Source organism: Xanthomarina sp., from assembly GCF_035306705.1.
Taxonomy (GTDB): Bacteria; Bacteroidota; Bacteroidia; order Flavobacteriales; family Flavobacteriaceae; genus Xanthomarina.
Window position 1 is genome coordinate 60,898 of the sequence record NZ_DATGNO010000078.1, and the last position, 11,817, is coordinate 72,714.

The 11,817-nt window shown below is 33.1% G+C and carries 11 protein-coding genes; all 11 read left to right on the forward strand.

All coding sequences use genetic code 11. The annotated features are described in order from the left end of the window. The first annotated feature begins 4 nt into the window (after positions 1 to 4). The 11 genes from atpG to VKY47_RS06835 all read left to right on the forward strand — a co-directional run bounded on the left by atpG (position 5) and on the right by VKY47_RS06835 (position 11,605). On the forward strand, positions 5 to 865 hold the full coding sequence (atpG, locus tag VKY47_RS06785; protein WP_324311486.1) for an ATP synthase F1 subunit gamma: 861 nt from the start codon (positions 5 to 7) through the stop codon (positions 863 to 865). A 117-nt stretch (positions 866 to 982) separates the two neighbouring features. Next, positions 983 to 1,489 (forward strand): hypothetical protein, encoded by a 507-nt coding sequence (locus VKY47_RS06790; RefSeq protein ID WP_324311488.1) that lies wholly within the window; start codon positions 983 to 985, stop codon positions 1,487 to 1,489. 59 nt (positions 1,490 to 1,548) lie between these two features. After that, positions 1,549 to 3,012: an oligosaccharide flippase family protein gene (locus tag VKY47_RS06795; protein WP_324311490.1), complete on the forward strand. Its 1,464-nt coding sequence runs from the start codon at positions 1,549 to 1,551 to the stop codon at positions 3,010 to 3,012. Positions 3,013 to 3,068: 56 nt separating this feature from the next. Next, a complete protein-coding gene (gene dut / locus VKY47_RS06800) occupies positions 3,069 to 3,503 on the forward strand; it encodes a dUTP diphosphatase (protein WP_324311491.1) in 435 nt (144 codons plus the stop codon). Positions 3,504 to 3,599: 96 nt separating this feature from the next. Continuing rightward, entirely contained in the window at positions 3,600 to 4,160 is a 561-nt protein-coding gene (locus VKY47_RS06805) for a zinc ribbon domain-containing protein (RefSeq protein WP_324311492.1), read from the forward strand. Positions 4,161 to 4,268: 108 nt separating this feature from the next. Continuing rightward, positions 4,269 to 5,288, forward strand: a complete 1,020-nt coding sequence (locus tag VKY47_RS06810) for a sugar phosphate nucleotidyltransferase (RefSeq protein WP_324311494.1) — start codon at positions 4,269 to 4,271, stop codon at positions 5,286 to 5,288. A 164-nt stretch (positions 5,289 to 5,452) separates the two neighbouring features. Next, a complete protein-coding gene (locus VKY47_RS06815) occupies positions 5,453 to 6,814 on the forward strand; it encodes a tetratricopeptide repeat protein (protein WP_324311496.1) in 1,362 nt (453 codons plus the stop codon). Then, positions 6,814 to 7,593, forward strand: a complete 780-nt coding sequence (gene lolB1 / locus VKY47_RS06820) for a lipoprotein insertase outer membrane protein LolB1 (RefSeq protein WP_324311498.1) — start codon at positions 6,814 to 6,816, stop codon at positions 7,591 to 7,593. The genes VKY47_RS06815 and lolB1 overlap by 1 nt, the downstream gene beginning before the upstream one ends. Beyond that, positions 7,593 to 8,822: a murein hydrolase activator EnvC family protein gene (locus VKY47_RS06825; RefSeq protein WP_324311499.1), complete on the forward strand. Its 1,230-nt coding sequence runs from the start codon at positions 7,593 to 7,595 to the stop codon at positions 8,820 to 8,822. Before lolB1 ends, VKY47_RS06825 begins: the two co-directional genes overlap by 1 nt. A gap of 313 nt (positions 8,823 to 9,135) precedes the next feature. Continuing rightward, positions 9,136 to 11,073 (forward strand): hypothetical protein, encoded by a 1,938-nt coding sequence (locus tag VKY47_RS06830; protein WP_324311500.1) that lies wholly within the window; start codon positions 9,136 to 9,138, stop codon positions 11,071 to 11,073. A gap of 1 nt (position 11,074) precedes the next feature. Further along, on the forward strand, positions 11,075 to 11,605 hold the full coding sequence (locus VKY47_RS06835) for a hypothetical protein (protein ID WP_324311502.1): 531 nt from the start codon (positions 11,075 to 11,077) through the stop codon (positions 11,603 to 11,605). Positions 11,606 to 11,817: the final 212 nt, after the last annotated feature.

Sequence of the window (11,817 nt, forward strand, 5' to 3'; positions counted from 1 at the left end):
AAGAATGGCTAATTTAAAAGAAATACGTAACAGAATATCATCGGTATCTTCAACCATGCAGATTACTAGTGCCATGAAAATGGTATCGGCTGCTAAGTTAAAGAAGGCACAAGATGCTATTACCGCAATGCGCCCTTATGCAGATAAGTTAACCGAGCTTTTACAAGATTTAAGCGCGACTTTAGATGCAGATTCTGGAAGTAAGTTTTCAGATCAAAGAGAAGTAAAAAATGTGCTAATTGTAGCTATTACTTCTAATAGAGGTTTGTGTGGTGCGTTTAATTCTAACATCATCAAAGAGGTAAGCAAATTAACTAAAGGTACTTATGCTAATCAAGAGGTTTCTTATTTAGCAATTGGTAAAAAAGGGAACGATGCTTTTAAAAAGACCAATAAAGTTATTGCTAATAAAAGTGATCTTTTCGACGATTTAACTTTCGAAAATGTGGCTGATATTGCGCAAATACTTATGGATAAGTTTGTTGCTGGCGAGTATGACAAAATTGTTATCGTGTACAACAAGTTTAAAAACGCTGCAACTCAAGAAATCATGACCGAACAATTTTTACCAATTGTTCCTATTGAAAAAGATGAGAATGTGAACTTGGATTATATTTTTGAACCTTCAAAAATTGAAATCGTAGAGCAGTTAATTCCTAAGTCTTTAAAAACACAGTTGTATAAAGGTGTTAGAGACTCTTTTGCCTCAGAACATGGTGCACGTATGACAGCTATGCATAAAGCAACAGACAACGCTACAGAGTTAAGAGATCAATTAAAATTAACTTACAACAAGGCGCGTCAGGCGTCTATTACCAACGAGATTTTAGAAATTGTTGGTGGTGCAGAAGCATTAAATAATTAGACGAAGCGGAAGTTATAAATAGAAATAAACTAAACCTCACTTATAAAGTGGGGTTTTTTTATGGAGCATTATTTGATTTAGTATCTTTATATTATCAATCGTCAAATGGCTAATTCAATGCTGACACAGAAACAGTTTTTAGGAAGTGTGTTAATTACGGTAATTCTTCTAAGCTTTACCCATTGTTCTAGCGCACAAAAAACTCAAGACCAAGCCTCGTTTGAATTGGGTCCAGTAAGCTATCAAAAATGGGTTGCAGGTGTTCAAGGTGGTGGCTCGGGGATAAACGTGTTTATTCCCGTGATTTCAAATAAAAATAAAGTGATTTTCGATTCATTATATTTTAGAGGGTATCAAACTAAAATCGAAAAAAATAATTTGGAGTACGTTGCATATATCAAAACAGAATTAAATCGTCGAAAAGACCTTATAATGAGCAATAAAACCTATGAAGAATTTGGGAATGTTGCTCCATTAAAAGAAACAGATTTTCCTTTTAGCTTAGCAGATAATGAATGTGTTATTAGTTATATTGAAAATAAAACAATCAAATACCTAAAAATACCAAATCTCTTAGAAAAACCTAAGGAGGAATATCCATCAACCCCACCAAAACAGCCTTAATTTAATTCGTTGTATAACGTTTTATAAAACTGTATATTTAGCGGACCAAAATCAAGCTTTTGAGCACTTTAAAATCTCTCTTTAAACAAACTTTTATTTATGGATTAGCCACCGTGCTACCACGAATGTTAAGTTTTTTATTAGTGCGTTTACACACAGACGAAAGCGTCTTAAAATCGGTTGCAGATTATGGCGATGTGTCTTTAATCTATTCCTATTTTGTGTTGTTCAACGTTATTTTGGCCTACGGAATGGAAACTGCTTTTTTTAGGTTTTTCCATAAAGACGATGATAAATCGACCGTTATTGGAACCTCGTCTATTTCGTTAATTGCTACTTCGGTTCTCTTTTTCATTTTTGCCTTAGTTTTTCAAAATCAGATCGCTAGTTTTATTGATATTAAAGTCGAATATATCAATTTGGTTATTTGGATTTTATTATTGGATGCTTTGGTTATCATTCCTTTTGCTTGGTTAAGAGCCAATGCTAGGCCTATTAAATACGCCATTATTAAAATTCTTAATGTGGCAATTAATCTGGGCTTAAACTTATTTTTACTGCTATGGTTAAAGGATTTAGCAACAGAATCTTCGTTATTAAATTCCATTTACAAACCCGATTTTGAAATAAATTATATTTTTATCGCCAATTTAGTGGCAAGTGCAGTCACTTTATTGTTGATGTCGCCTTTCTACTTCAAAATTAAGTACATCTTTAATACCCAGCTTTGGAAACAGATGATGCGTTATGCTTTTCCTGTATTAATAGCAGGGGTAGCATTTTCCATAAATGAAACTTTTGATAGGATCCTTCTCGATAAACTTTTACCCGAAAACATTGCCAAAACGGAGATTGGAATGTATTCAGCTTGTTATAAACTAGGGATGTTTATGACGCTTTTTGTAACGGCTTTTAAGTTGGGAGTAGAACCTTTCTTTTTCAGTCATGCCAACAGTGAAAACCCTAAAAAAAACTATGCCAAAATTCTTGATTATTTTGTTATTTTTGGATGCATTATCCTGCTTGGGGTGGTTGTTTTTGCCGATGTTTTAAAAGTGATACTTATTGGCGACGAAGCTTATTGGCAAGCTATGGTAATTGTTCCTATTATTTTATTGGCCAATTTATGTTTGGGTATTTATCATAATTTATCGGTTTGGTATAAAGTAACCGATAGAACCAAGTTTGGCGCATATATTTCGGTATTTGGAGCACTTTTAACCTTAGCACTTAACTTTTGGCTCATTCCTATAATAAGTTATGTAGGCTCGGCAATTGCGACGTTATCTGCGTACACGTGTATGATGTTGGTTTCCTATTACTATGGTAAAAAATACTATCCAATTCCTTATAATCTTAAAAAGATTTCCTGGTATTTAATCCTATCTGTAGGACTTTCTGCCATAACTTTTTACGGATTTAGAGGGAATTATTTGGTTGGAATTTCAGCATTAATTGTATTTTTAGCTTTAGTTTTTCAACTTGAAAAAAATGATTTGAAAAAACTTTTAAAAAGATCATAGATTAAAGACCTTTCCGTTTTTAAAAACCCGAAAGATTAAAGTAAATATAAATTTTAATGAATATAAAAATAATCAACAAATCCAGTCATGCATTGCCAAACTATGAAACCATAGCATCGGCAGGAATGGATTTAAGAGCCAGCTTATCAGATTCTGTAACTCTTAAGCCTTTAGAAAGAGCTATCGTAAAAACTGGTTTGTTTATTGAGTTACCCATAGGTTTTGAAGCACAAGTGCGACCAAGGAGTGGTTTGGCAGCCAAAAACGGAATCACTGTTTTAAATTCGCCAGGAACCATAGATGCTGATTATAGAGGAGAGATTGGTGTGATTCTTGTGAACCTTTCAAATGAAAATTTCACCATAGAAAATGGCGAACGTGTGGCGCAATTGGTTATAGCCAAACACGAACGTGCTGACTGGTTAGAAGTTAAAGAACTATCTGAAACCTCAAGAGGTGCAGGTGGTTTTGGGAGTACGGGAGTGAAATAAATTCCTGCGCCTGCCTGTCGGCAGACAGGAAAACAGGATCTCTAAATAAATATTAATAATACATTGGTACCTTTATACCTTGGCAAAAAACTTTAAATGGAAAAAGTAACTTGTTCTAATTGTGGAGCCGAAAACAATAACAACGCTAAATATTGTTCGGAATGTGGATTTACTCTCCCGAAAATTGAATTAAAATCAATCGAAAATATGGAGTCTAAAAGAACCATTGAGAAGCCTGATAATAAGAAAAAAATTATTTCAATGGTATTTGGAATAATTGCGTTCGGACTATCTTATTTTGCCGTTCAGCATTTCTTTTTTGAAAAACCTTCTTTAGACAAAGTGCTGATGAATGTTGCTAATGAAATTAACAAATCTTGTCCTATTATAGTTGATGCAGACACACGATTAGATAATTCGATTGCATTACCTAACAATGTTTTTCAGTACCAATACACATTAATAAATTTTCTTAAATCAGAAATAGACATTGAGGAAGTAAAAAACATTATAGAACCTATTTTAATAAATACAATTAAATCGTCTCCAGAGATGAAAATATTTCGAGATAATAGAACCACTTTAGCATATCATTACAGAGACAAGAACGGCGTTTTCGTTTTAGAAATAAGCATTGCACCAGATCAATATGAATAAAACTAAGACATCCTTTTATTCTGATAGGTTCTATCCTGAAACGTCTTGACTTGCAAGTATTTAAAATAGAGTTTAATTAAAAAGATACCTGCTTTTGCAGGCAATAGTATGAAAATAATAGTACCCATGGCAGGACGAGGTTCTCGTCTACGTCCACATAGTTTAACAGTTCCAAAACCGCTAATTCCAGTGGCAGGACAGCCTATTGTTCATAGATTGGTTAAGGATATTGTAAAAGTATTAAATCAACCTATAGACGAAATTGCCTTTGTTCTTGGAGATCCAGCCTGGTTTGGAGACGATGTGGTTTCTAGTTTGGAAGATTTAGCAAAAAGTTTAAATGCGAAAGCTAGCATCTATCGTCAAGATCAGCCATTAGGAACAGGTCACGCCATTATGTGCGCTAAAGAATCGCTTTCTGGCCCAGCGGTAATTGCTTATGCCGATACTTTAATTCGTGCCGATTTCAACCTCGATCCAGAAGCAGATGCTGTTATTTGGGTGAAACAAGTGGATAAACCAGAAGCTTTTGGAGTAGTTAAGTTAAATAACAATAATGAAATTATAGAGCTGGTTGAAAAACCGGAAACCTTTGTAAGCGATTTGGCAGTTATTGGTATTTATTATTTTAAGGATGTGGCTGTTTTAAAAGAAGAATTGCAACATGTTTTGGATAATAACATCATAAATGGTGGCGAATATCAAATAAACGACGGTATTAAAGGCATGATGGCAAAAGGAAAGGTTTTTAAAACTGGAACGGTGGACGAATGGATGGATTGTGGCAACAAACCTGTAACCATTGAGACCAATACGAGAATGTTAGGTTTTTTAAAGGCCGATGGAGATGAACAATTAATTGCCTCCTGTCTTAAAAATAATAACTCAACCATTATAGAACCTTGTTTTATTGGTGAAAACGTGGTTTTAAATCATGCGATTATCGGTCCAAATGTTTCCATAGGAAATAATTGTACGATTGAAGCTTCAACCGTTAAAAATAGTTTAATACAAAACCATACTACTATTAAAAATGCTAATTTAGACGACGCAATGGTTGGTAACCATGTAAGTTATGATGGTAATTTTACAAAAATCAGTATTGGCGATTATTCGGTGTTAGAGTAAAATTCCAACAAACGCGATAAGCGTGTTATAACTCAACAGGAATATAGTAATTTGTAAGAAATGACAACTTATCGAAATATTGTTTTCTAAATAGATAATATGAACAAGAGGTTTTTTAAAAAATTAATCACTGTCACCTGGAACACAGTCGAAAGGTATCACTTATGAAACAAAAATTCTACATCCTCATTTTTTTCTTCGGAATGATTTTCATTCCCCAGCTGAACTATGCGCAAGTGGATTTTAATAAAACGCCAGACGATGATTTAGGTGATGTTGAAGATAGAACCCAAGAATTGTTTTTTGAAGCTTTAAAACAAAAAGGAATTGAAAATTACGATCGTGCAGTTACAGCACTTTTGCAATGTATCGAGATCGATAAAAACGAATCTGTTTTTTATTACGAATTAGGAAAAAATTATAACAAATTAAAAAACTTTGGTGCCGCCGAGGAAGCTTTAAAAAAAGCTGTAAAATTTGAACCGGATAACGAATGGTATTTAGATGAACTTTACAGTGTTTACAACCAGCAAAACGATTTAACTAAAGCTATTAAAACTGTTAAGCAGCTCGTACAATACCATCCAGATTATAAAGAGGATTTGGCCATGTTGTATTTTAAATCCAAAAAATATAACGATGCTCTTAAAATTTTGGACGAATTGGATAAAGAACAAGGCATTACCCCTTCGAGAGATTCCATGCGAAATCAGATTTATGCAGCTACAGGTAGAAAAAAAGACCAGATTCAAAATCTTGAAACCCGGGTAGATAACGATCCAGATGAAGAATCAAATTATCTGGCTTTAATTTATAGATACAGCGAAAACAACGATAAGCAAAAAGCCTTCGAAACTGCTAAAAAGCTTTTAGAAATTAAACCAAATTCGCAATTGGTACATCTGGCACTTTATAAATTTTATTTGGAGGAAAACAATACAAACCAAGCTATAGCTTCTATGAAAGTTGTGCTCCAAAGTCCACAAATTAATCCTGATGCTAAAATGATGGTGTTATCGGATTTCGTGAAATTTGTTGGCGAAAACCCTGAATACGAACAAGATTTGGTAGAAGCCACAAGCTTTGCTTTAGACGACACCAACAATAAAAGTTATATAGAATTAGCACAATATTTTTTAACAAAAGGAGATAAAACTAAAGCTTTGGAATATTACAATGAAGCTCTAAAAATAGATTCGGATAATTATTCGGTATTAAAAAACATCTTACTATTGGAAATCGACTTGGAGCATTATACGGAAGCAGTATCTAAAAGCGAAAAAGCCTTATTAAAATATCCTTCTCAGCCTTTATTGTATTTGGTAAATGGCGTGGCCTTAAATAAACTCGATAAGTTTAAACAAGCAATAGACGCATTGGAAACAGGTCTTGATTTTGTGATTGACGACACCAAGATGGAAGGCGACTTTTACAGACAACTCAGTATGTCCTATAGTGCGTTAAACAATACAACCAAAGCCAAAACGTTTAGTGATAAAGCCAAACAGTTAGAATCTTCAAATTAATGAACCTATTGAATACTATAAAACCTCTTGTTCTAGGAGTTATTATCCTGTTTTTTACAGGGTGTAAGTCGTCTAAAATAACTTCAGACGGAACAGCTAATCTAAGCTTATCTTCTAAAGAAGTTATCAAGGAAAACTCTAAAACCTCTCCAGATTTTAAAACGCTACAAGCCAAGGTAAAAATTTCTTATTCTCAAGGAAACGACTCACAATCCCATACGGTTTCCTTTAGAATGTTGAAAGATCAAATTATTTGGATAAGTTCTTCGTTTAATATTATTAGAGTGAAAATAACGCCAGAAAAAGTGAGTTATTACAACAAGTTGGATAACACGTATTTTGATGGCGATTTCCGTTTTTTAAGTGATATTCTCGGAACTGATTTAGACTTCGAAAAAGTTCAAAATTTATTGCTTGGAAACCCTTTATATGAATTGAGTAAAGCAGATTATAGCATGTCTGTCCATAACGACAAATACCTGTTTCAGCCTAAGGAACAAATGGCGCTTTTCGAGTTGTTTTACCTCATTAGCCCGATTCATTTTAAAATGGATTCCCAGCAATTGGCACAACCTTTAGAGGCGAGATTTCTTCAAATAGATTACATAGATTATCAACAAGTAGATAAGGAAAGCTTGCCAGAAAACATCAAAATAATTGTGTTGGAAACCGACAAAGAAACTGTTATTGAAATGGCATTCAAATCTGTATCTTTGAACCAAGATTTGCGATATCCTTTTAGCATCCCTTCAGGATTCGAAGAAATAGTCTTAAAATAATGAGACAGAAAAACACTTTTAAATACATCTTTCTACTGGTTTTTATTTTAACTAGTACGCTTGGGTTTTCACAAAGTAAAAAACAACAGGAGCTAGAAGAGCGCCGACAAGAACTTAGTAGGGAAATTAAACAAATTAACGATTTATTGTTTAAGAATAAATCCCAGAAAAAATCCCAGACTTCACTTATTGAAGATTTAAGTTATAAGGTGAGTGTGCGTCGAAATTTGATAAAAGTCACGAACCAACAAGCCAATTTGCTTACTCGGGAAATAAATACCAATCAAAAGAGAATTACCGATTTAAGAAATGAATTAAAAACCTTGAAGGACAATTATGCTAGAATGATTGTCACCTCTTATAAAAGCAAAAGTGAACAAAGCAGAGTAATGTTTCTGTTATCTTCCAGTAACTTTCAACAGGCATATAAACGTGTGCAATACATCAATCAGTATGCAGAGTACCAAAAAGAACAAGGAGAATCCATTAAAATCAAAACCGCCGAATTACAACAAACCAATACCGCCTTATTAAAACAAAAAGAAGATAAACAAAAGCTTATTGACGAAAATAGGGTGGCACAAAGAGAGCTTGAAGGAGAATTAAAACAACAGGAAAGCTTGATGGCTTCCATTAATAAAAACTTAAATAATTACACGGCACAAATACGACAAAAGCAAAGTGAAGCAGATAAAATTGATCGAGAAATCGAGAAAATTATTCGCGATGCCATTGCCAGTTCCAATAAAAGCGCAGGAAAAACAACGACAGCTTCCAGTGGCTTTGCGCTTACCCCAGAAGATAAAATATTAGCTGATAACTTTGTTTCCAGTAAAGGAAAACTCCCTTGGCCGGTAGAAAAAGGTGTGGTCCAACTTCGTTATGGAAAGCAACCACATCCCGTAGTAAAAACGGTTATGATTCAAAGTAACGGCGTACGTATTGCTACTGAAGAAGGGGCTCCAATTCGTGCTGTCTTTAATGGAAAAGTATTAGCTGTTCAAGCCATAAAGCATGGAAACCTTTCCGTTTTAATACAACATGGTAACTACGTAACGGTTTATAAAAACCTTTCGAAAGTGTATGTTAAGAAAGGAGACATGGTTACTACCAAACAAGAAATCGGACAAGTATTTACCAATCCATCCAACAAAGAAACTATTTTAAACTTTAGTATTTTTAAGGAAAGTACCACCCAAAATCCAGCAGATTGGATTTTTAAGATGTGATGAGCAACGTTGGTCATCACATTCTTTTTTCAAAATCTTAAAAACCAAAGAATTTCTTAATTCTCTCCGATAACTTAGATTATAATCATAAAAACATCAATAATTACGGGAAAACCGTAATTGCAAAGAGGTATTTCATCGAAAAACAGTAAAAGTCGTAATATTTGATGTAAAACGAAGGTATTTAATACTTAGGTTTGTTTTTTTTATAACCCCAAATGATTTAATTTATGAAAATTCAAAATTCAAAATTCAAAATTCAAAATTCAAAAAGCTAAAGCGTTTTTTACCTAAGTTTTTAACTTTAGTGTTTATGCTTGGTGTTTTTAGTTGCCAAAAAGATGATTCTTTTAACGACAGTACAATTACTAAACCAGCAAAAAACAATGTTATAGTTAAACGAGTAACACTCGATGAGATTAAAACAAATAATCAATTACAAAAGACTTTAAATAAGATTGATAAATATTTAGATGTCAGTAAGTCTAAAGATACTAATTCAAGAATATATTCTAACGACGGTAGTTTTGTAATTTTAACAGATGAAATTGCCCAAGCAATAACCCATAATTCTGAAGCGTATACCTTTAAAATAGAGACTCCTATTCTACCAGAAGCAACCTTCGAGAATTTAATTATTGAAAAAAGAGAAAACCAAGATAAATTCTATTTTTATATCTATAGTTATAAAACCATAACACTTGCCAATAATACTGAATTTACATTTGTAATATCCATAAAAAAAATAGACCAAGATATCATAAATATGGACGATTTTTATGATACTATAAATTCAAGCATTGTCATGGTAAATGGATGTATGTATTTTACAGACGATCATGGTAATTCTGAACTTATATGGTGTTTTGGATCTAATGCAGGTGGTTCTTCCAATGAAGGCTCAACGGGAATTAGTGGCCCTCAAGTAAATATGGGCGATTGGGTGTACTTTTCATATGGAAGTGAAGGTTGTTATAGAACAAGAACTTTCTCTGTTCTTGACTCGTATAATACATACGAAGATCAGTATGGTGATGCATCATGGCATAATGTAACAGAAATAGAGCATAATGTACCATGCCCTAATGGGATAGGATGGAATAATGACGGGACCAACCCTGGCAATAATGGTGGATATGATAACGAAGAAAATGATCCACACTTCAATGATGGTTTTACTCCAATAGGTTCATCTGGCGGATCTACAACACCATCAAATAATAACAACTCAACAGTTGTAACTTTACAATCTCCACCTCGAAACTTTGCTCAAGAGTTATTCACGTGTTTTTCTGGGGCAGGGATGCTTGTTAATATATCAGATTTAACTTTTTTCCAACAAAGAAATCTCGCATACTATTTACAAAAAGACAACAGCAACTTTGGGACAAACTGTAGCAGCCCACAGGCATTGGCTTTTGCTTTGGAAGCGGCACAGGCGATGAAGGATGGTGGTGAAGTTGATTTTGAAAATGAAATAATTTTAGACCCAAGTTTTTGTGAGAATGAAATTTTAGATTGTGTTTATGACACCATATTAAGCGATCCTAATTCTTTTACAAACGCAATTTTAAATAACTTTCTCAGTGAAAAAACCGCAAAACTTAAGTTTGAAGTTGGGAATATACCTGCACAATTAGATGGTACTATTGCATTTACTTATACTAATTTGGATCCAGATAGTACAATTGCAAATGGAGATGTTATGACAGTAAGGATTAGTTCAGAATTTTTAGAGAATGCTTCAGCCTTAGAAATTGCTTTGGTATTAATGCATGAACCTATACATGCAGAATTATTAGATAGATCTATACAACTTGATATTATTACTCATGTAAATATTTTAGGTCATGTAAAGTTTTCGGGATCATCAAATAGTGTAACTCTTCAAGATATGATTTTTAATATGATGATTCAGGAGTACAGAAATTACAACGGAGGAAATAGTGGACAATGGAATCATGATGCATTTACAACTTTAGGATATAGAGATAATATGATTCAAGATTTAATTGATATTCATCCACTTTTAAATAATTCATCAGATGATTTTTTAACTAATGTTAATTCAGACCCTAACATTGTAGGTGGACCATATACTATTCCTCAAATTATGGATTATTATAGCTGGGTTGGGCTTGAAGAAACTCAAGATTATATAAACAATGTTGCAAATGATAGTGTTGAGCTTTCCAAAAAACAGTATATTGAAGATGTAGTAAACACAATGTATAACCAAGACTGTAACTAAAATGAAAACTCAATTAAATATTGTATTACTATTAATAATTACTACGCTTTGCAATAGTAATTATGCTCAAAATAAAGTTAATAATGATATTGAAAATTACTATATATATATTAGTAGCTTTGGTCCAGAATTAATGGCTTACCGTGCATATTTTTCAATTGATAGTACAGATGATGATTTTTATAAAGAAACCTATTTTTTTAGGATAAATTATACAGAACCTGTGGATTTCCAACCATTATATTCTTTAGGAAGACGTATTGCAGTAGATTTAGATACCATAAACCTAATAAAACCAAAAGAATATTTCAAAGGAAAGTCATACTGCGAAATTCATAAGGAATTAAGTTTAATGACCTCTCGAAACGGTAAAAGGCTAATTATAATAACTGACCTATCAAATACTGATCGGCTAAAAGAGGATCCAGATAAAAAATATATGATATGGTATGCTAGTTATGATGGAAGTATTATGGCAGATTTTGTGTGGACTAATATGAGGGGAAAGCACATATTGGAATGGGGTGAATAATTTAAAAATTATTTATAAAACTGTTTAAAAAAAGCATCTCATCCAAATCTTCAATGAGATGCTTTTCTATTATTTAAACAAACAAAGCCTTCAACTCCATAGCATCGTTATATTCTTGCGCCTGCCTGTCGGCAGACAGGAAAGCAGGAAATCGAAGATTCAGCGAAGTTAATCTCACACTAAAACACCAATTATATAAATAGCGCCTTCAA